This is a genomic window from Seohaeicola nanhaiensis, assembly GCF_042654245.1.
GTDB classification, from domain to species: domain Bacteria; phylum Pseudomonadota; class Alphaproteobacteria; order Rhodobacterales; family Rhodobacteraceae; genus Seohaeicola_A; species Seohaeicola_A nanhaiensis.
Map to the genome: position 1 here is coordinate 390851 of NZ_JBHSGI010000034.1, position 25800 is coordinate 416650.

At 66.0% G+C, this 25800-nt stretch carries 21 protein-coding genes; 4 read left to right on the forward strand and 17 right to left on the reverse strand.

Annotated elements, in window-relative coordinates:
- Position 1 precedes the first annotated feature (1 nt).
- Positions 2-1066: an ABC transporter permease gene (locus tag ACFO5X_RS25920; RefSeq protein WP_380723150.1), complete on the reverse strand. Its 1065-nt coding sequence runs from the start codon at positions 1064-1066 to the stop codon at positions 2-4.
- A gap of 1 nt (position 1067) precedes the next feature.
- Positions 1068-2663: an ABC transporter substrate-binding protein gene (locus ACFO5X_RS25925; protein ID WP_380723152.1), complete on the reverse strand. Its 1596-nt coding sequence runs from the start codon at positions 2661-2663 to the stop codon at positions 1068-1070.
- Positions 2664-3007: 344 nt separating this feature from the next.
- On the opposite strand from ACFO5X_RS25925, the gene ACFO5X_RS25930 reads away from it, so the two are divergent.
- Positions 3008-3769 carry a sulfite exporter TauE/SafE family protein gene (locus tag ACFO5X_RS25930; RefSeq protein WP_380723154.1) on the forward strand — a complete coding sequence of 254 codons (762 nt, stop codon included), beginning with the start codon at positions 3008-3010 and terminating at the stop codon, positions 3767-3769.
- 95 nt (positions 3770-3864) lie between these two features.
- Here the strand turns inward: ACFO5X_RS25930 and prfB are convergent, their stop codons facing one another.
- From prfB to ACFO5X_RS25960, 6 genes are all read right to left on the reverse strand, one after another.
- Entirely contained in the window at positions 3865-4992 is a 1128-nt protein-coding gene (gene prfB / locus ACFO5X_RS25935) for a peptide chain release factor 2 (protein ID WP_380723156.1), read from the reverse strand.
- A gap of 125 nt (positions 4993-5117) precedes the next feature.
- A complete protein-coding gene (locus ACFO5X_RS25940; protein ID WP_380723160.1) occupies positions 5118-7160 on the reverse strand; it encodes a calcium-binding protein in 2043 nt (680 codons plus the stop codon).
- 344 nt (positions 7161-7504) lie between these two features.
- Complete coding sequence (locus ACFO5X_RS25945; RefSeq protein ID WP_380723163.1) at positions 7505-7939, reverse strand: hypothetical protein; 435 nt, start codon at positions 7937-7939, stop codon at positions 7505-7507.
- 207 nt (positions 7940-8146) lie between these two features.
- The gene (locus tag ACFO5X_RS25950) at positions 8147-10738 is read right to left on the reverse strand and encodes a penicillin-binding protein 1A (protein ID WP_380723165.1); all 2592 of its coding nucleotides are present in this window, start codon (positions 10736-10738) and stop codon (positions 8147-8149) included.
- Positions 10739-10835: 97 nt separating this feature from the next.
- Entirely contained in the window at positions 10836-12047 is a 1212-nt protein-coding gene (locus ACFO5X_RS25955) for an N-acetylmuramoyl-L-alanine amidase (protein ID WP_380723167.1), read from the reverse strand.
- Positions 12044-13189, reverse strand: coding sequence for a pyridoxal phosphate-dependent aminotransferase (locus ACFO5X_RS25960; protein ID WP_380723168.1), 1146 nt, complete (start codon positions 13187-13189; stop codon positions 12044-12046). Before ACFO5X_RS25960 ends, ACFO5X_RS25955 begins: the two co-directional genes overlap by 4 nt.
- A gap of 95 nt (positions 13190-13284) precedes the next feature.
- Here ACFO5X_RS25960 and ACFO5X_RS25965 point away from each other — a divergent pair, with 95 nt between their 5' ends.
- Positions 13285-14037 (forward strand): DsbA family protein, encoded by a 753-nt coding sequence (locus ACFO5X_RS25965; RefSeq protein WP_380723170.1) that lies wholly within the window; start codon positions 13285-13287, stop codon positions 14035-14037.
- Here the strand turns inward: ACFO5X_RS25965 and ACFO5X_RS25970 are convergent.
- The 5 genes from ACFO5X_RS25970 to hemA form a co-directional block, all read right to left on the reverse strand.
- Complete coding sequence (locus ACFO5X_RS25970) at positions 14034-14654, reverse strand: RES family NAD+ phosphorylase (RefSeq protein ID WP_380723172.1); 621 nt, start codon at positions 14652-14654, stop codon at positions 14034-14036. The genes ACFO5X_RS25965 and ACFO5X_RS25970 overlap by 4 nt on opposite strands.
- Before the next feature lie 50 nt (positions 14655-14704).
- Positions 14705-15202, reverse strand: coding sequence for an MbcA/ParS/Xre antitoxin family protein (locus ACFO5X_RS25975; RefSeq protein WP_380723174.1), 498 nt, complete (start codon positions 15200-15202; stop codon positions 14705-14707).
- A gap of 59 nt (positions 15203-15261) precedes the next feature.
- Complete coding sequence (gene ispG, locus ACFO5X_RS25980; RefSeq protein ID WP_380723176.1) at positions 15262-16383, reverse strand: flavodoxin-dependent (E)-4-hydroxy-3-methylbut-2-enyl-diphosphate synthase; 1122 nt, start codon at positions 16381-16383, stop codon at positions 15262-15264.
- Positions 16384-16442: 59 nt separating this feature from the next.
- Positions 16443-17681, reverse strand: coding sequence for a helix-turn-helix domain-containing protein (locus ACFO5X_RS25985; protein ID WP_380723178.1), 1239 nt, complete (start codon positions 17679-17681; stop codon positions 16443-16445).
- A gap of 128 nt (positions 17682-17809) precedes the next feature.
- Positions 17810-19033 (reverse strand): 5-aminolevulinate synthase, encoded by a 1224-nt coding sequence (gene hemA, locus ACFO5X_RS25990; protein WP_380723180.1) that lies wholly within the window; start codon positions 19031-19033, stop codon positions 17810-17812.
- Between the two features lie 568 nt (positions 19034-19601).
- Between hemA and ACFO5X_RS25995 the strand changes: the two genes are divergently transcribed.
- Positions 19602-20978: a M20/M25/M40 family metallo-hydrolase gene (locus tag ACFO5X_RS25995; protein ID WP_380723182.1), complete on the forward strand. Its 1377-nt coding sequence runs from the start codon at positions 19602-19604 to the stop codon at positions 20976-20978.
- Positions 20979-20981: 3 nt separating this feature from the next.
- Complete coding sequence (locus ACFO5X_RS26000) at positions 20982-21857, forward strand: alpha/beta fold hydrolase (protein WP_380723184.1); 876 nt, start codon at positions 20982-20984, stop codon at positions 21855-21857.
- Here the strand turns inward: ACFO5X_RS26000 and ACFO5X_RS26005 are convergent.
- The 4 genes from ACFO5X_RS26005 to ACFO5X_RS26020 form a co-directional block, all read right to left on the reverse strand.
- Positions 21854-22222 carry a c-type cytochrome gene (locus ACFO5X_RS26005; RefSeq protein ID WP_380723186.1) on the reverse strand — a complete coding sequence of 123 codons (369 nt, stop codon included), beginning with the start codon at positions 22220-22222 and terminating at the stop codon, positions 21854-21856. The genes ACFO5X_RS26000 and ACFO5X_RS26005 overlap by 4 nt on opposite strands.
- A gap of 63 nt (positions 22223-22285) precedes the next feature.
- Positions 22286-23242, reverse strand: a complete 957-nt coding sequence (locus ACFO5X_RS26010; RefSeq protein WP_380723188.1) for an ABC transporter permease — start codon at positions 23240-23242, stop codon at positions 22286-22288.
- Positions 23239-24270, reverse strand: a complete 1032-nt coding sequence (locus tag ACFO5X_RS26015; RefSeq protein WP_380723190.1) for an ABC transporter permease — start codon at positions 24268-24270, stop codon at positions 23239-23241. The genes ACFO5X_RS26010 and ACFO5X_RS26015 overlap by 4 nt, the downstream gene beginning before the upstream one ends.
- On the reverse strand, positions 24270-25790 hold the full coding sequence (locus tag ACFO5X_RS26020) for a sugar ABC transporter ATP-binding protein (RefSeq protein WP_380723192.1): 1521 nt from the start codon (positions 25788-25790) through the stop codon (positions 24270-24272). Before ACFO5X_RS26020 ends, ACFO5X_RS26015 begins: the two co-directional genes overlap by 1 nt.
- Between the last annotated feature and the right edge of the window lie 10 nt (positions 25791-25800).

Here is a 25800-nt window from a genome sequence, read left to right on the forward strand (position 1 = left end):
CTCATCCGCCCCTCCTCACACGTGGATCCAGCAGGCTGTAGAGCAGATCCGAGAACAGGTTCAGCCCGACAAAGATCGCGCCGATCACCAGGGTGCAGCCCAGCACCGCATTCATGTCGGCGTTCTGCAGGCTGTTGGTCAGATACTGCCCCAGCCCCGGCCAGGCGAAGACCGTCTCGGTCAGCACCGACCCCTCCAGCAGGTTGGCATAGCTCAGCGCCACCACGGTGATCAGCGGCACCGCCGCATTGCGCAGCGCGTGCAGCCAGATGATCCGCCATTCCGGCACACCCTTCACCCGGGCGGTGACGACATATTCCTGGCTCAACTCCTGCAACATGAAGCTGCGCGTCATCCGGCTGATATAGGCCATCGAGAAATAGCCCAGCAGCGCGGCGGGCAGGATGATGTGGCTGAACACGTTGCGGAAGGCCGACCACTGGCCCTGCATCGCCGTGTCGATCAGCAACAGCCCGGTCTGGCGCGTCACCGAATATTCATAGGCGATGTCGATCCGCCCCGGCCCGGCCACCCAGCCCAGATTGGCATAGAACACCAGCAGCCCGATCAGCCCCAGCCAGAAGATCGGCGCGCTGTAGCCGACAAGACCCAGCACGCGGACGACCTGATCGGCCAGCCCGCCCTGCCGCACGGCGGCCAGAACGCCCGCCGGAATCCCCACAACGGTGCCGATGATGATCGCCACGCTGGCCAGTTCCAACGTCGCCGGAAACACCCGCGCGATATCCTGCGCGATGGGCTTCTTGGTCAGCAGCGACTCTCCGAAATTCCCGGTCAGCATCTTCTGCAAGTAGATCAGGAACTGCTCCCAGATCGGCTTGTCCAGCCCAAGCTCGATGAAGGCCTTGTCATAGGTCGACTGGCTCGCCCGGTCTCCGACCACCGCCAGCACCGGATCCACCGGCACCACGCGGCCGATCAGGAAAGTGACCAGCAGCAGCCCGAAAAAAGTGACGGCGACCGTCAGGACCAGCTTCGCCGCCTTCCATGAAACGGATCGAAGGGCGCTGCCGCGCCCTTCGTCCTGCGTATCGGCCAGGGCCATCTTACTTGGTCACGGCCTTGAACGAGTTGTCGTTGAACGACGGACCCACGATGAACCCCTCGACGTTCTTGCGTCGTCCCAGAACCTCGATCTCCTGGAACATGATGACAAAGGGCGAGGTCTCCTGATGCTCTTTCTGGATATCCAGATACATCTGCGCCCGCTTGTCCGCATCCGCCTCCAGCACGGCGGCATCCGCCATCTTGGTCATCTCCGGGATGTCCCAGGCATTGCGCCAGGCCAGCGGCTTGGAGGCCGCATCATCCGCGTTGTCCGGGTTGCGCGCAAAGGTGTCGGCATTGGTGTGCGGGTCCTGATAGTCCGGTCCCCACCGGCCGATGTAGATGTCATGGTTGCGCGCGCGATACTTGGTCAGCGTCTGCTGCCCGTCGCCCGGGATCAGCTCCATCTTGATGCCGGCCTGCGCCATCGTCTGCTGGATCGCCTGCGCCATGCCGGTGATCTCGGGCGTGTTGCGCGTGTCCATCGTCACGCTGAAGCCATCGGGCAGCCCGGCCTCGGCCAGCAGCTCCTTCGCCTTCTCGACGTTCAGCGAGAACGGCGTATCCTCCAGCGCGCCAAGGAAGCCCTTGGGCAGGAAGGCCTGATGCACCTGCACCTTGCCCTTCATGATGGTGTCGGCGATCGCCTGGTAATCCACCAGATACTTCATCGCCTGCCGCACCTGCGGCTTGGCCAGGTTCTCGTTCTTCTGGCTCAGGCCCAGGTAATAGATCGACCCCTTCACGCCGCTCTCGATCACGATATCCGGGTTCGAGGACAGCGCGTCGATCTCTTCCGCGCCCAGGTTGCGCGCGATGTCGATGTCGCCCTGCTCCAGCAGCAGCCGCTGGGTCGAGGCTTCGGGAATATGGCGATAGATCGCCCGCGCCATCGGCGGCGCATCACCCGAGTAATTGTCGTTGCGCTCCAGCACGACCACCTCGTTCGCCCGCCAGTCGCGGATGGTGAAGGCGCCGGACCCGGCGTAATTGGTCTTCAGCCAGTTATAGCCGAAATCGCCATCCGCCTCGTGCTCCATCGCCACCTTCTTGTCGACGATGAACCCCACGGTGGCGGTCAGGCAATACAGCACCAGCGTCGGCGCATAGGCCTGATCCATCTCGAATTCGAAGGTCATGTCGCCGGTCTGGCGGATCTTCTCTTCCACGTTGTCGGCGCTCAGCCCGAACTGGGTCAGGATGAAGGCCGGCGACTTGTCGAGCTTGACCGCCCGCTGCAACGAAAACACCGCATCCTCGGCGGTGATCGGATTGCCCGAGGCGAATTTCATCCCCGGCCGGATGGTAAAGGTAAAGGTCTTGCCGTCGGCCGAGATATCCCATTTCTCGGCGATCACGCCAAAGATCTTGGACACGTCCTTCACGTCATAGCCGATCAGCCCCTGATAGCTGTTGCCCAGGATCTCGGAGGCAGTGAATTCGAAGACCTCGGCCGGATCGAGCGAGATGATATCGTCGATCGACCAGGCCTGAATCAGCGTGTCGGGTGGAGTCTCTGCCCGTGCCGTCAGCGGCGTCAAAGCCGTCGTGATGGCAAGCGAGGCGGCAGCGACCAGAAGGTTGAACTGGTTCATCTTGATCCCCTATCGGATTATGCGGCTTGTTGTTTTTATGGCCTGCCGCGTCGTGGCACTGGGCAAAGCTTAAGGGGCCGCCGTTTCATCCGTCAAGCGCCGGTTGGGATGCCCCGGCGGCAAACGTCCGCCCGGGCGATAGCGCTATCGGCAAAGCGGCGCGAAATGGCACAAGCCCTTGTGCCCACCACCCAATCCGCCCCTGCGCAGCCGGTCCCTTGGCAAGTCGCAATCTGCACGGTATACAACGGCATACAGTTTCAACCCCCTGAGTCTTCCGCAGGCCGACCCCGCCCGCGCCCCCGGCGCGCCGGCACTCCTGCACGCGCGCCAAAGGCCAGCCCATGACATTCCTCCCGTCCCTCCTGCTGCCCGACGGCATGACCGATCTGGTCTTCTGCCTGCTCATCGCGCTCAGCTTTGCCGGATCTCTCATCAGCGTTTCCTTCGGCCTCGGCGGCGGCGCCATGCTGCTGGCCGTCATGGCCACGCTGGTCCCGCCCGCCGCGCTGATCCCGACTCATGGGGTGATCCAGCTCGGCTCGAACCTTGCGCGGGCCTCCCTGCTCTTCCGCAACATCCACCGCCCGGCCCTGCCCGCTTTCGCCCTCGGCTCGGTCCTCGGCGTCACGCTGGGCGGCAGCGTCGCCGTCAACCTGCCACCGGCCTGGGTGCAGATCGGCGTCGGCGGCTTCATCGCCTGGTCCGTGCTCGGCCGCCCGCCGCGCGGCGTGCGCGACTGGCCGTTCCTCGTCGGCCTCGTCTCCAGCATCCTGACGATGTTCTTCGGCGCGACCGGCCCCTTTGTCGCCACCTACGTCAAGGCGTTGGCCCTGCCGCGCCACGCCGTGGTCGCCACCCAGGCCGCGCTGATGTGCGTGCAGCACGTGGTCAAGACGATCGTCTTCGGCCTGCTCGGCTTCGCCTTCGCCGACTGGTGGGCCTTCATCGCCGCGATGATCCTCGCGGGTTTCCTCGGCACGCTCACCGGGCGCCGCGTGCTGAACCGCATCGACGACCGCCGCTTTCGCAGGGTGCTGAACGCCATCCTGCTCCTCCTCGCCGCGCGCCTCGTCTACGCCGGACTGCGCGCCCTGCTGGGCTAGACGCGAAAGGGCGGCCCGCAAGGCCGCCCCCTGTCCTGTGAAATCAAGATCGCCGCCGGCCGGACGTCCTGACGGACCGGCCGCAGCCGCCGTCGTCAGCCCGCGCCCTGCGCCTCGGCCCGGCTCTTGCCCGATACATCCATCGCCAGCGTCGCCGCCATGAACCCGTCCAGATCACCGTCGAGCACGCCCTTCGTGTCCGAGGTCTCGTGATTGGTGCGCAGGTCCTTCACCATCTGGTAGGGCTGCAACACGTAAGAGCGGATCTGGTTGCCCCAGCCCGCCTCGCCCTTGTTCTCATGCGCCTCCAGTGTCGAGGCCATGCGCCGGTCCAGCTCCAGCTGATACAGCCGCGCCTTCAGCGTCAGCATCGCCTGTTCCCGGTTCTGGTGCTGCGACTTCATCGAACTCGTCACCACGATGCCGGTCGGGAAGTGGGTGATCCGCACCGCCGAATCCGTCGTGTTCACGTGCTGCCCGCCCGCACCGGACGACCTGTAGGTGTCGATGCGGATATCGTTCGGCGCCACCTCGATCTCGATATTGTCATCCACCACCGGATAGACCCAGACCGAGCTGAACGACGTATGCCGCTTGGCCGCGCTGTCGAAGGGCGAGATGCGCACCAGCCGGTGCACGCCGCTTTCGGATTTCAGCCAGCCATAGGCGTTGTGACCGGAAATCTTGTAGGTCGCCGACTTGATCCCCGCCTCTTCGCCCGGGCTTTCCGACTGAAGCTCGACCTTGTAGCCCTTCTTTTCCGCCCAGCGGACATACATCCGCGCCAGCATCGACGCCCAGTCGCAGCTTTCCGTGCCGCCGGCCCCGGCGTTGATCTCGAGGAAGGTGTCGTTGCTGTCCGCCTCGCCGTCCAGCAGCGCCTCCAGCTCCTTCTGCGCGGCCTTTTCGCGCAGCGCGCGCAGGGCGTTCTCGGCCTCGGTCACCACCTCGGTGTCGCCCTCGGCCTCACCCAGCTCGATCAGTTCCACGTTGTCGTCCAGCTCGCGCCGGATGCCGCTGTGGGTGTCCAGCGCGTCGACCAGCATCTGCCGCTCGTGCATCAGCTTGCGCGCCTTTTCCGGATCGTTCCACAGATCCGGCGCCTCGACCCGCGCGTTGAATTCCTCAAGCCGGTGCGGCGCCGTCTCGTAATCCATCCGTTGGGCCAGCAGGTCCAGGGTCTTCTCGATCTCGGCCACGATGTTCTGGATTTCGGCGCGCATGAGGGTCCTTCAGGGGTCGGCTTCGCGCGTGGTGATAGACCACGGCGGCGGGGTCGGCAAGCCGCCAGCCGCCGGCACCGGCCAGCACGGCGGGCGCGGACCGGCCGCGCCCGCCGCCATTCGCCTCAGAAGATGAAGTCGTCGGCGTCCAGCTGTCCGATCCGAACCCCCAGCAGCTGGATCGAATTGGCCCCGCTGCCGATCACAGTCGTGTTCTGGAACAGGAACGACCCGGCCACGACATCGGCAAAGCTGTTGAACCCGTCATGGCCCGAAAAGTCGATCCGGTCCACATTGACTTCGAAGTCCTCGACGGTGTCGCTGCCATCCAGCGTCGCAAAGACAAAGATGTCGGCCCCGGCGCCGCCATTCAACTTGTCGAGTCCGGTGCCGCCCTTCAGCACGTCGTTGCCCGCTCCGCCCAGCAGCGTGTCGCTGTTGTCGCCGCCGTCCAGGTCATCCCGCCCGGCGCCGCCGACCAGCCGGTCGCGCCCGGTGCCGCCCTTGCCGATGTCGTTGCCGCCGCCCAGGATCAGCCGGTCGTTGCCGTCGCCGCCGCTCAGCACATCGTGGCCGACCATGCCGTTCAGCACGTCGTTCCCGTTCTTGCCGACGATGGTGTCGTTGCCCTTGCCCCCGAGGATCACGTCGCGCAGCACGCTGCCGGTCAGGGTGTCTGCGAACCGCGATCCCGTCAGGTTCTCGATCGAATCGAGATAGTCGCCGTCCGCATGTCCGCCCGTCGCCCGGCCGGTCGTCAGATCGACCGTGACCGCCGCATCCGACAGGGAATAGGACACCCGGTCGACACCCGTGCCGCCCAGCAGGACGTCGCCGCCCGCTCCGCCTTCCAGCGTGTCGTTGCCAGCCCCGCCGATCAGGATGTCCAAGCCCGCGCCGCCCTGCAGGTCGTCGTTGCCCAGCCGCCCCGACAGTACGTCGTCCCCGGCGCCGCCCTTGATCAGGTCGTTGCCGGCCCGCCCGATCAGATCGTCGTCGCCGACAAGGCCGATCATCCGGTCGTCGTCCTCGGTCCCGACAATCGGATCGTCGCCGCCGCCGATCTCGATCGCGGTCACCCGGTCCGCCTGATCGGCCGCCGCCAGCAGGAAATGCCGCCCGCCGATCATCACATAGGTAACGTCGTTCGCCCCGTTCAGCTCGGTGCTGCTCAACCTCTGGACGATCTCCATCCGGTCGTCCGCGCCAATCGTGTAGATCGCCACGGAATCGTCGGCATAGCCCTGCGAAATCAGGAAATCGACACCGTCGATCTCGACGATCTTCACCACATAGTTCCGGTAGATTTGGTTGCCCGATTCCTCATAGGCATCGAAGGTCGAGGCAAAGACCGGAATGCCGTCGGCCCCAATCGTGTAGATCTCGAATTCGCCATTGTTGCTGTCGGTCAGAACCAGGTAATTCTTGCCGTTGAAACTGCCGGTGGTCAGACCGTTCAGGTCGATGCTGCCCAGGTCCACCACATCGACAAAGCTCAGCTTGCCGGTATTGGCCACCTCGAAGATCATCACCCCGTTGTCGTCCTGCGCGCCGACGTAGAGATAGGATGTGTTGCCGATGGTGAGATAGGACGATCCCACCGTCCCGCCCAGCCGATAGCCGGCATCCTCGGTGTCGCGCGCCCAATCCACCAGCGCCAGCGACCCGTTCAGCGCCACCCTGTAGATCGAGACCGCATCCGAGTAATAGGCCGTGACCGCCGCGAATGTGCCGCTCGGCGTCGTGAAGACCTCGATATCATTGGCATAATCCAGCAGATCGCCATTCCCGTCGGACACCGCGATCGAATCCGCCACCGTCAGCTGCCCCTTGGTCTTGCCGCCCTGCGAGATCTTCAGCGCCGTCAGACCGTCCTCGTAGAGCGACGTCGCCAGCAGATAGAAGTTGCTGCCCACCTGTGCGATGTTGACATCGCCGACGCCACTCAGGAAGACCGAATTCGTATCCTCGAACACACCGACCGGGGTCAGCTTGCCCGCCTCGCTCATCTTCAGGATCTGAATGCCGGCATCATCGCGCCCCGCGACATAGACGAAGGTCGTCCCGCCGATCTCCACCGTACAGACGGCCGCCGCGCCATTCAGTTCCGGAGATGTATTGAAATCCACCACAGAATCACTGATCTGCAAGCTTCCGAGTATATTCATCGTGTAATCCCCACCAATTGCGGTCGAAAAAACGGCAGCGCACCGCGCCGCCGACAACCGCGTACAGGGTAAAAAAGGAATTCCCTCAGGTAAAGAATTTAAGGCGCTTCAGGACGAAAAACCGGGCCGCGCCCAAGGGTACGCCAACGGGCGCGCCGACGGCAGCCGCATGGGCCCGCGTCCGGGGCGACGACAGATCGTAGCCTCCCCATCTGCTCGTCGGTCAGCCTGATCAAGTTGCCCATCACCCCCCAAAAAGCTCAGGGAGTGAATCACGCGGCCAACACTTCCTCAAGCCGATCAATGGGTCCTGACTCTATGCATCAGTCAACCACGAGACGCGACTAATCCCACATATGTTCACCGGTTTGATAGTCATATCGATCATGCGGATGCGCATAATACGTAGGGACGTAAGGCAGCTCTTCGCCAGCATTTAAGGCATCAAAGGCAGGCTCCAAAATCCCATAGTCGAAGAAGACAAACGCTTTTTCAAGGTAGGGCTGAGCACATTCAATAATGTTTTGCCCAAACCTACTGTGACGCGCGTGAAACAAGCAGTAGGCCTCGTGATCCCATCCCAAGTAAGTCTTGTCGGCAAGCGCGCCGGGATCGGGAATGCAATTTCCCCAATCACCCAAACGATACCTTTTGTACAGCAACGATATCCAGAAGAAATGCATCTCCGGACTTTGACTCCGAAGCGCACTTTCCAGCATGCTGTGAGTGAGTCTTTTCGTTTCATACAGCTTCCAGTCACCTTCCGAGACTTCAATCATGGAAATCTTCCTATCCAAAAATTGGCCAGTATGACTTGATACAGTTCCCTGTTCTATGGAAGCCAATGCTAAAGCCCGCTGCGTCCGCCCAACCGCTCCCCAACCTCCCCAACGAACGTCCGCATCAGGCCACCCCACGCAGCCAAAAGCACTGCGCCTGACGGCAAAGACAGCCCTCTCCGCCGCCCCTCCCCTGCACCTGTCGCGTCAATACAGCCCGCCCGAGCTCACCGTGCCGAAGTTGGCCTTCGGCCCCACGATCACCGTATTGCCCGACGACGTGGTGACCTGCCGCCCGGACTGTGCCACTTCCTCGAACAGGGGCAGGTTCGCCCCCATGGCAAAGCCGCCGTCGAATGTCAGACCAAAAGCAGGGTCTGTACCGTCGCGGAAGTATTCGGCCACCACATAGGGGCCGCTGGCGTCATCGGGCAGCGGGCTGCCGGTATAGCGGTCGATCTTGATGAAGTGGCCGCCCGGCGGCACTTCGAACGGACCGCCGCCGAACTTCTTGACCGCCTGGGTCATGAACTCCTGGAACACCGGCCCGCACATCGAGGCGCCATAGGCCCCGCGTCCCAGCGGGCGGGGCTGGTCATAGCCGATATAGCAGCCCGCCACCACGTTCGAGGTGAAGCCGACGAACCACACGTCGCGCGCGTCATTGGTCGTCCCGGTCTTGCCCGCGGTCGGCACCGGCAGGTTGACCGTGCCCGCCGCCGTCCCGCGCTCGACCACGCCCTTCATCATCGAGGTCAGCTGATAGGCGGTGATCGCATCCATCACCCGCTCGCGGTTGCTCTGGATATGCGGCGCCTGCCCCGGCGGCAGCGAGGGCGAATTGCAGTCGCGGCAATCGCGCTTGTCATGGCGGTAGATCGTCTTGCCATAGCGATCCTGCACCCGGTCCACCAGCGTCGGGATCACCCGCTCGCCGCCATTGGCGAACATCGCATAGGCCGCCACCATCCGGAAAAGAGTCGTCTCCTCCGACCCCAGCGCATTGGCCAGATAGGCGCCCATGTTGTCATAGACCCCGAACCGCTCGGCATAGCCGGCCACGACCTCCATCCCGACCTCCTGCGCCAGTCGGATCGTCATCAGGTTGCGCGACTGCTCGATGCCGGTGCGCAGGGGCGTCGGGCCATAGAACTTGTTCGACGAATTGCGCGGCCGCCACAGCCCCTGGGGCGTGTTGATCTCGATCGGCGCGTCGATCACGATGGTTGCCGGGCTGAACCCGCTGTCCAGCGCCGCCGCATAGACGAAGGGCTTGAACGATGACCCCGGCTGGCGCATCGCCTGCGTCGCCCGGTTGAAGACCGAGGCCTGATACGAGAAGCCGCCCTGCATCGCGATCACGCGGCCGGTGTTCACGTCCATCGCCATGAACCCGCCCTGCACGCCCGACACCTGCCGCAGGCTCCAGCGGACGAACTTGCCCTCCTTGTCGGTGATCGCCCGCACCAGCACCACGTCGCCGACATCGACCAGATCGCCCGGCACCTTCGCCTTGGGCCCCAGCTTGCCGTCCTTGCCCTGCTTGCGCGCCCAGGTGACGTCCTTGGCCTCGATCCAGTGGCCGTCCTCGTCCTCGTCGACGTTCTCGATACCGATCCGGGCGCCCTTGTTCGTGACCTGCAGCACCACCGCCGGATACCACTGGCCGTCCAGCGCGATATCGCGCGGCACGGACACCGCGGCCAGCGCCGCGCGCCAGTCGGCCTCGTCCTTCAGCTTGGCCGCGTCGATGCTCTCGCCGGTGCCATGCCAGACGCCGGTGCTGCGATCGAACTTCTCCAGCTCGCGCCGCAGCGCCTGCTCGGCCACGCCCTGCAGCTCCTCGTCCACGGTCGCCCGCACCGAGAAGCCGCCGGTAAAGAATTCGCCATCGCCGAAGTCGCGGCCCAGCTGCCGCCCGATATCCGCCCGCAGCGAGGAATTCTCGCTCAGCTGGCGCCGGATTTCGTCGGTGAAATAGTTGCGCGGCGGCAGCGCCGTCCGGAACCCTTCGAAATCGCCGTTCTGAACCGACCGCAGCGGCTGCGCCACCTCATGTTCATAGGTGGCCTCGTCGATATAGCCGTTCTCGCGCATCTCGCGCAGCACATAATCGCGCCGCTGCGTCAGGCGTTTCTTCGCGCGCACCGGGTGATAGTCGCTCGGTGCCTGCGGCATCGAGGCCAGCATCGCCGCCTCATGCGGGGCCAATTCGCCCAGGGTCTTGTTGAAATAGGTCTGCGCCGCCGCCGCCACCCCATAAGAGTTCTGCCCGAGAAAAATTTCGTTCAGATACAGTTCCAGGATCTGCTCCTTGCTCAGCGTCTCCTCGATCCGCGAGGCCAGGATGATCTCCTTGATCTTGCGTTCGATCTTCCGGTCGCCCGACAGCAGAAAGTTCTTCATCACCTGCTGCGTGATGGTCGAGGCGCCGCGCACGCTCTGGCCACGCGTCTTGATCGCCTCGATCCCCGCCGCCGCGATGGATCGCAGGTCATAGCCCTTGTGGGTGTAGAAGTTCTTGTCCTCGGCCGAGATGAAGGCCTGTTTCACAAGATCCGGAATCTCCGCCGCCGGCACGAACAGCCGCCGCTCCTGCGCGAACTCGTCGATCAGATGGCCTTCGCCCGAATAGATCCGGCTGATCGTCGGCGGCTTGTACTGCGCAAGCGATTCATGGCTGGGCAGATCGCGCAGATACATCCAGAACACGCCGCCGATAACGACCGCGCCCATGACGATACCAAGGGTGATCGTCGTAAAGATCGCCCCGAAAAAGGATAACACGAACCGGATCACGCAACTGCCCTTATCTCTGGAATTGCCCGCAATATACGCGCTGCCCGCGGCGGGGTCAAAACACGATACCGGCAGGCGGCGGCGCCAAAGCGCGCATCTATTGCCGCACCAGCGGCCGCAGCGCCGCGTCGCTGTCCCGCCAGCGGACCAGCCCGTTGCGGATGCCCTGCGCCATCCGCGCCCGCCATTCGGGCGTCTTCAGGTTCTTCAGGTCGCGCGGGCTGGTCAGAAAGCCGATCTCGATCAGCACCGAAGGGATATCCGCCGCCTTCAGCACCGAAAACCCCGCCGCGCGCAGCGGCCGCCGGTTCATCGGCCCGCCCATTTCGGCCATTCCCTGCACCAGCGCCTCGGCCATCGCCTGCGTGCGCGGCTGCGTCTCCTGCCGTGCAAGGTCCAGAAGGACCGAGGTCACCTCGTCGTCCGCGCCGCTCAGATCCACCCCGGCCAGCAGGTCGTCGCGGTCATGCCGCTCGGCCAGCTTCTCGCTTGCCACGTCCGAGGCCTCGCCCGACAGCACATGCACCGTCGCCCCATGCGCCAGCCCCTCCGACAGCGAATCCGCGTGCAGCGAGAGGAACACATCCGCCCCCGCCTCATGGGCGATGGCGATCCGCCGCTCGAGGCTGACAAAGTAGTCGTCGTCCCGCGTCAGCACCACGTCGAAGCCGCCGCTGCGCACCAGCACCTCGCGCAGCTCGCGCGCAAAGTTCAGCATCAGCGTCTTTTCGTCGATCCCAGCCGCCTCGGCCCCCGGATCGATGCCGCCGTGGCCCGGGTCGATCACCACCCGCAGCGGATCGCCGGGCTGGCGCGCCGCGCGCGGCTCCAGCGTCTCCGGCGGCGGCAGATCCCAGCGCGGATCGTGCGGCGCCCCGGCGGCGGCGGCAAAGGCCTCGGCCGTCACCGGGGCCAGCGCGATCGTCAGCCGCGCGGTGCCGCCGGCAGGGTCGATGGCAATCCCCGCCCGCGTCACCGCCAGCGGCTCGGCCAGCTCCGCCACCAGCCGCGACCAGCCGGGCACATAGGTGCCGAACTGCACCGCGCTCACCCGCCCCGGCGCCAGCAGCGCCTCGGGACGCAGCCCGGTCCAGTCGACCTCCTGGAAATCCACCACCAGCCGGCGCGGCGCATCCAGCGTGAAGACGCGATAGGGCACGCCCTGGCTCAGCGACAGCTCGATCCGTGCGCCCGCGCCCTCGTCCGCGATCCGGCTCTGGCCGGGGTCGATCCGCGCGGCAACACCAAAGGTCTGCGCCATCCCGGCCGTGGCCAGCAGCAGCGCCAGCAGGACGGCCCCCAGCCTCATGCCCGCGCCGCCATGAACCGCTCCAGCCGCGCCAGTCCCTCGGCGATATCCGCGCTCGACCGGGCATAGGAGAACCGCAGCGTCGTCGCCCCGCGCACCGGGTCGAAATCGAGTCCCGGCGTCACCGCGACCCCCGCCTGCTCCAGGATCTCGGCCGCAAAGGCGCGGCTGTCCGTGGTCAGCCCGGACACATCGGCATAGACATAGAACGCCCCGTCCGGCGGCGCGATCCGGGTGAACCCGGCCTTCGGCAACCCCTCCAGCACCAGCTTCCGGTTCGCCTCGTAAACCCGTAGATTCGCTTGCAATTCCTCGTCGCACTCCATCGCCGCCAGCGCGGCGACCTGGCTCGCATGAGGGGCGCAGATGAACATGTTCTGCGAAATCCGCTCCAGCACCCGCACATGATCCTCGGGCACCACCATCCAGCCGATCCGCCATCCAGTCATCGAGTAATACTTCGAGAAGGAATTGATGACATAAAGGTCGTCGCTGATCTCCAGCGCGCTTACCGCCTTCTCCTCATATTCCAGACCGTGATAAATCTCGTCCGAAATGAAACTCGCCCCCGCCTCCTGCGCCGCGCCGATCAGCCCGGCCATCGCATCGTGGCCCAGCATCGTGCCGGTCGGATTGGCGGGCGAGGCGACCATCAGCCCCGCCAGATCGCGCCCCGACAGATCGGCGGGCACCGGCTGATACCGGTTCTCGACCGCCGTCTCGATGTCCACCGGCACCAGATCCAGCGCCCGCAGGATCTGACGATAGGACGGATAGCCCGGCGCGCCGATGCCCACCCGGTCCCCGGTGTCGAACAGCGCGGTGAAGGCAAGGATGAACCCCGCGGACGAGCCCGAGGTGATCACCACCCGCTCGGGGTTCAGATCCAGCCCGTGCCGCTCGCCATAGACCTGCGCGATCCGCCGCCGCAGCGCCGGCAGGCCCAGCGATACGGTATAGCCCAGCGGTTCGGCCTCCAGCGCGCTCTGCAGCGCGGCAATCGCCCCCTTCGGTGCGCCGGTGCCGGGCTGGCCGACCTCCATGTGGATGATGTGGCGCCCCGCGTCCTCGGCGCGGCACGCGGCCTCCATCACATCCATCACAATGAAGGGATCGACACGGGACCGGGTTGAGTTTCGCATGACCATCTTCCATTGTCTCGGGCAAGCGTGTTTGACCGCGTTCAACCGATGGCGTCAATCGCCCCAACCGCAATTTTCCCGGGATCCCAGACCACATGAACCTGACCGCCCTCCGCCCTGCCCTGATCTCCGCCCTGCTGCTGTCCGCCGCGCCGGCGCTGGCCTTCGATCCCGCCGCCATGTCGGATGCCGAGCGCGAGGCCTTCCGCGCCGAAGTGCGCGCCTACCTCATGGAACACCCCGAGGTAATCTTCGAGGCGGTCGATGCCATGAAGGCGCGCGAGGCCAATGCCGCCGCCGATGCGGACAAGCAACTGGTCAAGGCCTATCACGCCGAAATCTTCGAGGACGGCTATTCCTGGGTCGGCGGCAACCCCGAAGGCGATGTGACCATTGTGGAATTCATGGACTACCGCTGCGGCTATTGCCGCCGCGCCGTGCCCGAGGTCGCCAGCCTGCTGAAATCCGACGGCAACATCCGCCTGATCGTCAAGGAATTCCCGATCCTGGGCGAGGCGTCGATGATCTCCTCGCGCTTTGCCATCGCCACCCGCATCGTCGCCGGCAACGACGCCTATGAACAGGTCCACGACGCCCTGCTCTCGCTCGATGGCGAGATGAGCGATGTCGCCCTGCGCCGCCTCGCCGATGGCCTCGGGCTCGACGCCGAACCGATCCTCGCGAAAATGGACAGCGAAGAAGTCACCCGCGAAATCGCCGCCAACCGCGATCTCGCCCAGCGTCTCCAGATCAACGGCACCCCGACCTTTGTGCTCGAAGGCCAGATGCTGCGCGGCTACCTGCCCGCCGACCAGATGGCCCAGATCGTCGCCGAGGAACGCAGCTAGGACCGCGCCAGCGTCTCGACCAGCACTTTGCCGGCTGCGCCCACGCGCAGCCGCCAGTGCTGGCCCTGCCGCACATCCTCCACCAGCGGCGGACGATAGCACACCAGGTTCCACCCGCCCCCGTCGCGCACGCTGTCATAGCTGATCCCCGCCAGGTCTCCGGCCCGCACCGACTCGCCAAAGACCTGTCCCGCCGCATGGCTGTCGGGATCGTGCAGATCGGGCGCCGCCCCGCGGATGTCGATGTAAACCCCGCCCAGCCGCGCGACATAGCCGCGATATTCCGCCGTCATCTCGGGCAGCGCCGACAGCACCACCTCGCGCCGCAGTGCGCTCGCCACCTCGACCAGCGCGGTGGTCGTCGTCGCCGCCGCATACCAGGCGCCCAGCTCGCCCGAGGCGAACCGCGACCCGTTGGGCGAGCCATGCAGAAAGGCCGCCATCACCACGCTGGCATTGGCCCGCCCCCAGACCCATTGCTCGGGCGGCAGCCGCCGCAGGCGATGCGCCACCAGCCGGTCGTTGGTCCAGCCCTCCAGCTCCATCACCGCCGCCAGATCGTCGGCACTGGCCACCGTGTCGAAGGCATCCACCGGGGGAAACCGGCTCGGCACCACGCGATGCGTCCGCGCCGGGGCGGAAACACTTGGAAAATCCTCGGGCCGGGTCACGCGAAGACAAGGCTTTCGCGCGTCACCGGCTCCATCCCCTCGGGAGGCACGCCCTGCCCCCCGCCGCCGCGCCAGGCGTCGAGATAGCGGCGCAGGCTCATCAGCCCGTCCTGCGTGCCCGACTCCAGCAGCTCGATCGGCGCCTGCCCCGAAAACGGCAGCCCGCGATGCGCGCCCTTCAGCCAGACCATCGCCTGCACCGGATCGTGAAACAGGATCGTCAGCGCCTTGTGAATGCCCAGCACCGCCGAGACCCGCAGCAGGGTATCCAGCGGCAGCGCAATCGCCTCGCCCGCCTGCGCCTTCTTGACCCAGGCATAGAAGGCCGAGCGCGACGGCTGCCCCAGAACCGCCAGCCGCTGCTTCTCGCTCAGCCCCCAGAGGTCGGCAATCGCCAGAAACGCCCGCAGCCCCGGCGCGCCCAGCTGCTTGCGCTTCGCCGGGCCCATGTCGGTGGGGGCAATCATCTCGGGGGCTAGGGCTGGTCGGGCCATGGCGGGCACTCCTTCTGTCCTGATCCGAACATAACGTCCAGATATGGACAAATCAAGCCCTACTCGGCCGCCGCCGCCAGCGCCTCGATCTCGGCGGCCTTCTTCTCGACCTCCTCGACGATATGGTCGATCATCCGCTCGTTGCCCATCTTGTGGCTCTGCTTGCCGGCAAGGTACACCATGCCGGCCCCGGCCCCACCGCCGGTAAAGCCCACATCGGTCATCAGTGCCTCGCCCGGCCCGTTCACCACGCAGCCGATGATGCTCAGGCTCATCGGCGTCTTGATGTGCTCCAGCCGCTTTTCCAGGATCTCGACCGTCTTGATCACGTCGAACCCCTGCCGCGCGCAGGACGGACACGAGATGATGTTGACCCCGCGATGGCGCAGGCCCAGCGACTTGAGGATCTCGAAACCGACCTTCACCTCTTCCACCGGATCCGCCGAGAGGCTCACCCGGATGGTGTCGCCAATCCCCATCCACAGCAGGTTGCCGAGGCCGATGGCGCTCTTGACCGTGCCGGTCATCAGCCCGCCCGCCTCGGTGATGCCGAGGTGGATCGGCGCGTCGGTCGCATCCGCCAGTTGCTGATAGGCGGCGGCGGCCATGAAGACGTCCGACGCCTTCACCGAAATCTTGAACTCGTGGAAATCGTTGTCTTGCAGGATGCGGATATGCTCCAGCCCCGACTCGACCATCGCATCCGGGCAGGGCTCGCCGTATTTCTCCAGCAGATGCCGCTCCAGGCTGCCCGCATTCACCCCGATCCGGATCGAACAGTTGTGATCGCGCGCCGCCTTGATCACCTCGCGCACCCGCTCCGGGCTGCCGATATTGCCCGGATTGATCCGCAGACAGGCCGCGCCGGCCTCGGCGCTCTCGATCCCCCGGCGATAGTGGAAATGGATATCGGCCACGATCGGCACCGGGCTTTCGCGCACGATCTCCTTCAGCGCCTTCGACGAGGCCTCATCCGGAACCGAGACCCGCACGATATCGGCCCCCGCATCCGCCGCGGCCTGCACCTGAGCGATGGTACCCGCGACATCGGTGGTCAGCGTATTGGTCATCGTCTGCACCGAAATCGGCGCACCGCCTCCGACGGGCACATTGCCCACCATGATCTGGCGCGACTCCCGGCGCTGGATCGAACGCCAGGGGCGCACAGGATTATGCGACATCAGAAGGCTCCCATCCGGTGTGTCGTGGGGAAGATAGGCCGCTTCCGCGCCGACCGCAATCAGTCGGCAGCCGGAGCGGCCCCCAGGCCGCGGGCTTCGGCATAGCGCACCAGGCCCTTGTCCGAGCTCACATCGACCGGAAGATAGGTTTCCTGGAGGCTGGCCACCGACAGCGGCAGGTTCGAGGTGATCGCCCCCGACTTGCCGACCGGCCCGTAGAACTTTTGGTTCATTGCGAAGTAGATCGCGCCGCTTTCGCCGGTGCGCAGCTTCGGCGGCTCTTCCGTCAGCGGCGCTTCCCAGGTGTCGCCGGGCTGCATCGTCGCCTCGTAGATCACCGTGCCGCTGGCATCGGTCACCTGCACCCAGCTCGTGCGTACCGCCACCATCTGCAGCGCCGGGGCCGGCGTCTCGACCACCTGCGGCATCATGTCCGCGGGCTGTTCCCCCGTCATGCCCGGCTCCGTCACGCTGGCGAGCGCAATCAGGCTGCCGTCCGAGTCCTGAACGGTGGGCAGCTCGGGCGCGCGGAAGGTGCCGACATTGCGCGGATCAAGCGTGGAGATCGGGGCATCCCGCGCCACCAGCACCGGCACGTCCAGCGCCTGCGGACGATAGAGGCGGTCGAAGGCCTCGGCCGACGGCGCCACCATGCGCGCGGCATCCGGCTTCTGGCCCGCCGCGCCGGCCAGCGGATCCAACTCTGACAGCACCACGGGCGCCTGGTCGACCGGCGCGAGCTGCACCTGCTGCACCTCTTTCAACAGCGACCAGCCGCCATAGCCGATACCGCCGATCAGCCCGAGCAGAACCAGAGTCGAGCCGACGGCGCGCGGCTCGATCCGGCTCAGCAGGCTGTCGCCCACCGGCGCAAAGGGGGTGTTGGGCGAGGCGAAGGGATCGCGCACCGCCGCCGTCCGCCGCCCGGTATCGCCCCGCAGCGGCTTCTTGACGACCGAGGCCTCGGCCGACATGCCATGGGCGACCGAAAACCCGCTTTCGCGGCAGAAGGTGGTAAAGGACTCATCCGGGTCCATGCCCAGATATCGGGCATAAGAGCGGACATACCCGGCGATAAAGCCGGGTGTGTCAAACGCGGAAGGGTCCGAATTCTCGATGGCGGCGATGTAAGAGGCCTTGATGCGTAGCTCGCGCTGCACATCCAGTAGAGATTTTCCCATCGTGGCGCGTTCGCCGCGCATCGTGTCGCCCAGGCGCAACTCGAAATCGTCAAAGCCTTTCAGCTCGACGGCATCACCCTCATCGTCAGATCTGCGCGGGGTTCTGCGCCCAATCATGCCTGCCGCCCCATTCCGCCTGCATTGTCCCAACTCCAGCGTATTGGAATCGTCCCATCGATTCGTCCACGCTTTTCGTTGCTGTCAGATTAACAGAAATCGGACAATTTGCCCATCAGTTGTGACGATCAGCCGGCAAGTTCGGCGCGATTCAGCGCACAATGCGACCACAGCGCGTCCATCGCCTTGATCAGCTTGTCGATCTCCTTCGGACCGTGCACCGGCGACGGCGTGAACCGCAGCCGTTCGGTCCCGCGCGGAACCGTCGGGAAATTGATCGGCTGCACATAGATTCCATAGTTCTCCAGCAGCATGTCCGACAGCAACTTGGTGTGCTTCGGATCGCCGACGATGACCGGGACGATATGGGTTCCGTGGTCGATGATCGGCAGGCCCATCGCCTTGAATCGGGTCTTCAGGATCGTCGCGTTGGTCTGGTGCAGACTGCGCAACTCGGGCGCCCGCTTGAGGAACGCGACCGAGGCCGCGGCCCCCGCCGCCACGGTCGGCGGCAGCGAGGTCGTGAAGATGAACCCCGGCGCATAAGACCTTATGGCGTCGCACATTTTCTCCGAGGCCGCGATATAGCCTCCCATCACGCCATAGGCTTTGGCCAGCGTCCCGTTGATGATGTCGATGCGGTGCATCAGCCGCTCGCGCTCGGCCACGCCGGCGCCGCGCGGGCCATACATGCCCACGGCATGCACCTCGTCCAGATAGGTCAGCGCGCCGAATTCGTCCGCCAGGTCGCAGATCTCGGCAATCGGGCTGATGTCGCCATCCATCGAATAGATCGATTCAAAGGCGATCACCTTCGGCGCATCGCTCTCGTCGGCCTCCAGCAGTTGGCGCAGATGCGCCACGTCGTTGTGCCGGAAAATTCGCTTGGCCCCGCCATTGCGGCGCACGCCCTCGATCATGCTCGCGTGGTTCAGGCTGTCCGAGTAAATGATCAGCCCCGGGAACAGCTTGGGCAGCGTGCTTAACGTGGCGTCATTGGCGATATAGGCGCTTGTGAAAAGAAGCGCCGCCTCTTTTCCGTGCAGATCCGCCAGCTCGGCCTCAAGCCGCTTGTGATAGACCGTGGTGCCCGAAATGTTGCGCGTCCCGCCCGAACCGGCGCCCGTCGCGTCCAGCGCCTCGTGCATCGCGTCCAGAACCACGGGGTTCTGCCCCATGCCCAGATAGTCGTTGCCGCACCAGACGGTGATATCGTCCCTGGCGCCATCGGGGCGCGTCCAGACCGCATGGGGAAACTGCCCGTTGACCCGTTCAATGTCGATGAAGGTACGATACCGGCCTTCGTCGTGCAGACGCCCAATCGCGGCGTCGAGTTTCGCGGTGTAGTCCACCGGAGGTCCTCCATCTTTACGTTGCCGCCCGCGCGGCAGACCGGCCGGCCCAGGCCGTATTCATGTTCCGGAATGGATACAGTCCCGGACCGCCACGTTCAACTGCCTAACCGCGGGCGACATGTCGCAGCCTTGATCTGCATCAAGCAAACCGCAACCCGAAGCCCCGGTCAGGAATACCTGACTTTACGGAAACGGCCCCCGGGCGCAGGCTGCCGGCACGGAGTGGGTAAAGAGTTTCATGACGAGTCGGGCGAATTGAACGCCCAGAGGTAACCAATTGATTTCCGGTATCATGTCCGCGCCGGCCCCGCGCCGGCGGATGCTGCCGCGCATCTCCGGGTGGCCTGTGCCGCTGCCCGGACGGCCATGATCCGGCAACGGCCCATGCCTCTCCCCGTCGGCGCGAGGGCCGTTGCCGGATTGCTCCGTGCGGCGCGGATATGAATTCAAATTTCAGTATTTTCCGCCGCCGCGGACCGACAGATCTCCGGCAACTGCGGGCTGGACACCGCGCACCGCGCTGCTACGGTCGCGCCAAATCCTCAAGACAACGGAGACTGCCGCGATGTCCCTTGACGCTGTCCTCGCGCGAATCGACGCCGACCTGCCCGCCGCCACCGAGCGTCTGCTCGACCTGCTGCGCATTCCCTCGATCTCGACCGACCCCGCCTTCAAGGGCGACTGCGACACCGCCGCAGACTGGCTGGTCGCCGAACTCAACGGGCTGGGCATCGACGCTTCCAAGCGCGTGACCCCCGGCCATCCGATGGTCGTCGGCCATATCGACGGCGAAGGCCCGCACCTGCTGTTCTACGGCCACTACGACGTCCAGCCCGTCGACCCGCTCGACCTCTGGGACCGCGATCCATTCGACCCCGAGGTGCAGGAGACCCCGAAAGGCACCGTGATCCGTGGCCGCGGCGCCGCCGACGACAAGGGCCAGCTCATGACCTTCGTCGAGGCCTGCCGCGCCTGGAAAGAGGTCAACGGCACCCTGCCCTGCAAGCTGACCTTCTTCCTGGAGGGCGAAGAGGAATCCGGCTCCCCCTCGCTCGTCCCCTTCATGAAGGAGAACGCGGAAGAGCTGAAATCCGACCTCGCCCTGATCTGCGACACCGGCCTGTTCGAATCCCGCGTCCCCGCCATCACCACCATGCTGCGCGGCCTGCTGGGCGAGGAACTGACGATCACCGGCCCCTCGCGGGACCTGCATTCCGGCATGTACGGCGGCGTCGCGATCAACCCGGTCCGGGTGCTGTCGAAAATCATCGCCGGCCTGCACGACGACACCGGCCGCATCACCGTTCCCGGCTTCTACGACGGTGTGCCCGAGCTTTCGGACGAGATGCGCGCCCAGTGGCAGGGCCTTGCCTTCGACCACGCCACCTTCCTCGGCGATGTCGGCCTCAGCCAGCCCGCCGGCGAACAGGACCGCACCCCGCTGGAAATGATCTGGTCGCGCCCGACCTGCGAGGTGAACGGCATCTGGGGCGGCTACACCGGCGCCGGCTTCAAGACCGTGCTGCCCTCCAAGGCCCACGCCAAGATCTCCTTCCGCCTCGTCGGCACCCAGGATCCGCTGAAGATCCGCGAAAGCTTCCGCGAGATGGTCCGCGCCCAGCTGCCGCCCGACTGCGAGGTCGAGTTCAAGCCCCACGGCGCCTCCCAGGCCGGCGCCTTCGACACCTCCGACCCGGCCTTCGAGAAGGCCCGCCAGGCGCTGTCGGACGAATGGCCGGACACGGCGGCCTATATCGGCTGCGGCGGATCGATCCCGATTGCCGGGCACTTCCTCAACATCCTCGGCACCACGCCCATGCTCATCGGCTTTGGCAAGGACGACGACCAGATCCACTCGCCGAACGAGAAATACGACATGGAAAGCTTCCACAAGGGCATCCGCAGCTGGGCCCGCGTGCTGGCCGCGCTCACCAGGGGCTGAGCGATGGGCGGCCCGATCCCCGGCTTCAGCGACCATAGCGCGCAGGTGAACGGCCAGACCATCGCCTTTTCCTGTGGCGGCGAGGGGCCGCCGCTGCTCCTGCTGCACGGCTTCCCGCAGATGCGCGCCATGTGGCACGCCATCGCCCCGGCGCTGGCCGACCGCTTCACCGTCATCGCCGCCGACCTGCGCGGCTATGGCGACAGCTCCAAGCCCTCAGGCACCGCCGCCTATGCCTTCCGCGAGATGGCGGCCGACCAGCGGGCGCTGATGCAGTCGCTGGGCTTTGACCGCTTCCACCTCGTCGGCCACGACCGGGGCGCGCGCACCTCGCACCGGCTGGCGCTCGACGCGCCCGAGGCGCTGCTCAGCCTCACGCTGATGGACATCGTGCCGACCCATCTGATCCTGACCGACCTGCAGACAAAGGTGGCCCGAGCCTATTACCACTGGTTCTTCCTCGCCCAGCCCGCGCCCTTCCCCGAAACGATGATCGGTCACGACCCCGATTACTATTTCGAAACCGCGATGGCCGGGTTCGGCGCCGCCGGGCTCGACGCCTTCGACCCCGCCGCGCTCGACCTCTACCGGCGGCACTGGCGCGATCCGGCGGCCATCGCCGGCATGTGCAACGACTACCGCGCCGCCATCGAGATCGACATCCGCCACGACGCCGAAGACCTCGCCCGCCGCGTCGCCTGCCCGTCTCTCGTGCTCTATGGCGCCGACGGGATCATGGCGCGCTGCTACGACGTGCCCGCCACCTGGGCCGACCGCCTCGCCGACCTGCGCGCCAAGGCGATCCCCGGCGGGCATTTCTTCCCCGACACCCACCCGCGGGAAACCACCGCCGCGCTGCTGGACTTCCTGCCGGCCTAGTCGATCCCGTTGGCCCGCTGGACCTCGCGGATATAGGCGACGATCATCGCCACGTCGCCGCGCGTCAGCCCCTTGACCGGCGGCATGTCGCCAAACCGCCAGTGATGCGCCCGCACGCCCTGCGCGGCGGCGCGTTGAAACGCCTCGTCACCGTGGTGTGACGGCTCGTAGATCCGGTGGATCAGCGGCGGTGCGGTTCCGGCGAGCCCGGCCGCGTTCTCGCCATGGCAGACGGCGCATTTCGCGGTGTAGACGGCCTGCCCGATGGTAGCCTCGGGCCCGAGCGTCGCGGGCAGCTGCACCTCCGCCATCGGCGCCTCGGCCCCCGCCGCCATGACCATCGCCAGCGCCATCCATGCCTTCATCTGTCCTGTCCTTTCGCGTTCGGTCGCCGTCCTGCGGCCTTCCCGCGCTGGAAGGTCAACCGCTCAGGAGGTCTTGCGCCCGCCGCGCCCGTAGACCAGCAGCATCCCGATGATCACCGCGCCATAGATGATCTGGCGCGCCGATTCCGGCATCTGCATGATCGACAGCACCGAATTGAGAAAGACGATCAGCACAACCCCCACCAGCGTGCCCAGATACCGCCCGCGGCCGCCCAGGATATGGGTGCCCCCCAGCACCACCGCCGCAATCGCCGGCAGCAGGAAGGCATTGCCCATCCCCTGATAGGCCTTGTTGGAATAGCCGGCCAGCAGCACCCCCGCCGTCGCCGCGCAAAGGCCCGAGGTCATGAAGGCTCCGACGATCACCAGCCGCGTGCGGATGCCCGAGAGATACGCCGCGCGCTCCTTCGCGCCGGTGGCATAGACCGACCGCCCGAAGGCCGTCCGCCGCAGCAGCAGCGCGATGATGACCGAGACCCCGGCCCAGACGAAGATCGGCACCGGGATCCCCAGCACCTTCTCGGCCGCCAGCGTGCGCATCAGCGGCGTGGCGGCGGTCTGGGGCGCAAAGCCGCCGGTATGGGCCACCATCAGCCCGCGCATCACCGAATCGACGCCCAGCGTGAAGATCATCGAGGGGATGCGCAGGAAGGCCACGCCAAAGCCGTTGAACAGCCCCGCCGCCAGCCCGATGGCCAGCCCGACGGGAATCGCCGCAGGCCCCCCCACCGCCGTCGCCATCATCGCGGCGGCGGTCAGCACCCAGGGCACCGACAGGTCGATATGGCCCAGCAGGATCACCACCATCATCCCCGCCGCGCAGATCCCCAGAAACGCGCCGATCTGCAGCTGCTGCAACAGATAGCCCGGGTTCAGCAGCGGCGCGCTGCCCTGCGTGGCCAGCGTATAGCCGGTGCCGACCAGCACGATCACCAGGACGAAGGCCGCCGCGATGGCGATGGGCCGGTTCTCCGGCGCAAGACGCGTCAAGGGGTTCATCGGAACAGCTCCAGCGTATTCTTCACCCGCAGCGTCTTGATCGCGCCCAGGCTCACCGCGGCCAGCAGCACGATCCCCTCGATCAGCGGCTGCAACAGAGGATCGATCGACAGGATACGGAAATAAAAGGAAAACACCCGCAGGATGCCGGCCCCGATCATCGAGCCGACAACGCCCCCGATCCCCCCCATCAGCGAGGTGCCGCCCAGCACCACGGCGGCAATCGAGTTCAGCGTATAGGCCCCGGCCTGCGTCACATCCGCATTCCCCGACGAGGTCTGGATCGCCAGATACAGCCCCCCGCAGGCCGCAAAGAACCCGGCCATGGTAAAGGCCGCGATCTTGGCCCGCGCAATCGGCAGCCCCGACATGAAGGCCGCGCCCTCGGCCGAGCCGATGGCATAGATCGTCCGCCCGGTGACCGTGCGCTTGATCGGCAGCCAGACCGCCAGCCCGATCCCCAGCAGCAGGATCAGCGGCACCGGGATATCGGCGAAGGGCGCCAGCCAGGCGGCATTGCCATCCTCCGCCAGCCCATAGGTCTCGGCAAGGTCGAAGACCGTATTGGTAAGCGCCCAGTTCAGGTCGCCATCCACCTCGCCGCCGGGGCTCGGCCGGATGGTCAGCGCCAGGCCGATGGCAATCGCCCCGGTCGCCAGCGTGGCGATGATCGGCTGGATCCGCCCCAGCACCACCACCAGCCCGTTCATCAGCCCGAACAGCGTGCCCGCCAGCAACGTCACGACACAGCCCAGCAGGATCTCCAGCGGCGTCCCGTTCACCATCTCCGAGGCGATGCAATTGGCCAGCGTCATCACCGCGCCCACCGACAGATCCAGCCCGCCCATCAGCACCGGCAGGGTCTGCGCCATGGCGACAAAGGCGATGGCGACGGTCTCGTTGGCGTTCTGCACGAAAACGGCGCTGGAAAAGCCGCGCGGGTGCATCGACTGATAGACCAGGAACAGCACCGCGAACATCAGCACCGCCCCGGCAAAGGCCTTGTTGGCCAACAGCGCGCGCCGCATCAGGCCGGCTCCGCGTGGATGTTCAGCGCCGCCGACAGGATCGCCTCCTCGGTCAGCGCCGCGCCGCTCAGCTCGGCCGCCACCCGCCCGTCATACATGACCGCCACCCGGTCGCAGCAGCCGATCAGCTCGGCATAATCGCTCGAATAGAACAGGATGGCCCGCCCCTCCTCTGCCAGGCTGCGCATCAGCCGGTAAATCTCCTGCTTGGTGCCCACGTCGATGCCCCGCGTGGGATCGTTCAAAAGGATCACGTCCGGCGCGATCATCAGCCATTTGGCGATCACCACCTTCTGCTGGTTGCCCCCCGACAGCGTGCCCACCGCATCCTCGGGCCGCCCGATCTTGATGCGCAGCGCCTCGATCCCCGCAGCCACCGCGCGCCCCGCCAGTCCGGCGTCGATCACCGGCCCGCGCGACACCTGTTTCAGCCCCGCCGCCAGCAGGTTGTCCGCAATCGGCAGCTCCAGCATCAGCCCCTCGGTCTTGCGATCCTCGGGCACCAGCGCCACCCGCGTCGCCCCGGTCTTGGCCGCGGCGGGCGAACCCGGCGCGTAAGGCGCCCCGCTCAGCACCATCCGCCCCTCGACGCCCCGCAGCACGCCGAACAGCGCCAGCAGCAGCTCGCGCTGGCCCTGCCCGTCCAGGCCGCCCAGCCCCACGATCTCGCCCGGCGCCAGATCCAGCGTCACGCCCTTCAGCCGCCGCTCCCAGCGCAGGTTCTCCACGCTCAGCACCGGAGCGCGTCGCCCCTGCGCCGCGGGCTTGGGCGGAAACTGCGCCTCCACATCGCGCCCGATCATCAGCCGCACGATCTCGCCATCACTGCGCGCGCCCTTGGCAAAGGTCTCGATATGCTGCCCGTTGCGGAACACCGACAGCGTGTCGCACAGCTTCTCGACCTCCTGCATTCGGTGCGAGATGAACAGGCAGGCAACCCCCTGCGCCTTGAGATCGGCCAGCAGGTCATAGACCGTCTCCACATCCCGCGCCGTCAGGGCCGAGGTCGCCTCGTCCAGGATCAGCACCGAAGGGTTCTTGCCAATCGCCTTGGCAATCTCGACCATCTGCCGCCGCGACAGGCTCAGGTCGCGCACCATCATGTCCGGGTCCACATCCGCGCAGCGGATCCGCGCCAGCAGCTCGACCGCCCGCGCCCGCTGCGCCCGCGCGTCGATCAGCCCGAACCGGCGCGGCGGCGCGTCAATCGAGATATTCTCGGCCACCGTCAGGTCGGGGATCAGCGACAGTTCCTGAAAGATGCAGACGATCCCCGCCGCCTGCGCCTCGGCCGGGTTGCCAAAGGCCACCGGCTGGCCATTAACCAGCACCTGCCCGGTGCTTGGTTCAAGAACGCCCGACATGATCTTGATAAGCGTCGATTTTCCCGCGCCGTTCTCGCCCAGGATCGCATGGATCGACCCGCGCCGGCATTCGAAATCGACCTCCGTCAGCGCCTTCACGCCGGCAAAATCCTTCGAGACGCCATGCAGCGCCACAAGCGGAGGAGTCTCGGTCATGCGATGTATT

What these genes read in the sequence shown, in the direction of transcription:
- ACFO5X_RS25995 (WP_380723182.1), top strand. Translation starts at nt 19,602, where the DNA reads ATGTCCCTTGACGCTGTCCTCGCGCGAATCGACGCCGACCTGCCCGCC.
- ACFO5X_RS26010 (WP_380723188.1), bottom strand. Translation starts at nt 23,242, where the DNA reads ATGAACCCCTTGACGCGTCTTGCGCCGGAGAACCGGCCCATCGCCATC.
- ACFO5X_RS25985 (WP_380723178.1), bottom strand. Translation starts at nt 17,681, where the DNA reads ATGATTGGGCGCAGAACCCCGCGCAGATCTGACGATGAGGGTGATGCC.
- ACFO5X_RS25930 (WP_380723154.1), top strand. Translation starts at nt 3,008, where the DNA reads ATGACATTCCTCCCGTCCCTCCTGCTGCCCGACGGCATGACCGATCTG.
- ACFO5X_RS25955 (WP_380723167.1), bottom strand. Translation starts at nt 12,047, where the DNA reads ATGAGGCTGGGGGCCGTCCTGCTGGCGCTGCTGCTGGCCACGGCCGGG.
- ACFO5X_RS26005 (WP_380723186.1), bottom strand. Translation starts at nt 22,222, where the DNA reads ATGAAGGCATGGATGGCGCTGGCGATGGTCATGGCGGCGGGGGCCGAG.
- ACFO5X_RS25960 (WP_380723168.1), bottom strand. Translation starts at nt 13,189, where the DNA reads ATGCGAAACTCAACCCGGTCCCGTGTCGATCCCTTCATTGTGATGGAT.
- ACFO5X_RS25920 (WP_380723150.1), bottom strand. Translation starts at nt 1,066, where the DNA reads ATGGCCCTGGCCGATACGCAGGACGAAGGGCGCGGCAGCGCCCTTCGA.
- ACFO5X_RS25975 (WP_380723174.1), bottom strand. Translation starts at nt 15,202, where the DNA reads ATGGCCCGACCAGCCCTAGCCCCCGAGATGATTGCCCCCACCGACATG.
- ACFO5X_RS25925 (WP_380723152.1), bottom strand. Translation starts at nt 2,663, where the DNA reads ATGAACCAGTTCAACCTTCTGGTCGCTGCCGCCTCGCTTGCCATCACG.
- ACFO5X_RS26015 (WP_380723190.1), bottom strand. Translation starts at nt 24,270, where the DNA reads ATGCGGCGCGCGCTGTTGGCCAACAAGGCCTTTGCCGGGGCGGTGCTG.
- ACFO5X_RS25965 (WP_380723170.1), top strand. Translation starts at nt 13,285, where the DNA reads ATGAACCTGACCGCCCTCCGCCCTGCCCTGATCTCCGCCCTGCTGCTG.
- ACFO5X_RS26020 (WP_380723192.1), bottom strand. Translation starts at nt 25,790, where the DNA reads ATGACCGAGACTCCTCCGCTTGTGGCGCTGCATGGCGTCTCGAAGGAT.
- ACFO5X_RS25945 (WP_380723163.1), bottom strand. Translation starts at nt 7,939, where the DNA reads ATGATTGAAGTCTCGGAAGGTGACTGGAAGCTGTATGAAACGAAAAGA.
- ACFO5X_RS26000 (WP_380723184.1), top strand. Translation starts at nt 20,982, where the DNA reads ATGGGCGGCCCGATCCCCGGCTTCAGCGACCATAGCGCGCAGGTGAAC.
- ispG (WP_380723176.1), bottom strand. Translation starts at nt 16,383, where the DNA reads ATGTCGCATAATCCTGTGCGCCCCTGGCGTTCGATCCAGCGCCGGGAG.
- ACFO5X_RS25940 (WP_380723160.1), bottom strand. Translation starts at nt 7,160, where the DNA reads ATGAATATACTCGGAAGCTTGCAGATCAGTGATTCTGTGGTGGATTTC.
- prfB (WP_380723156.1), bottom strand. Translation starts at nt 4,992, where the DNA reads ATGCGCGCCGAAATCCAGAACATCGTGGCCGAGATCGAGAAGACCCTG.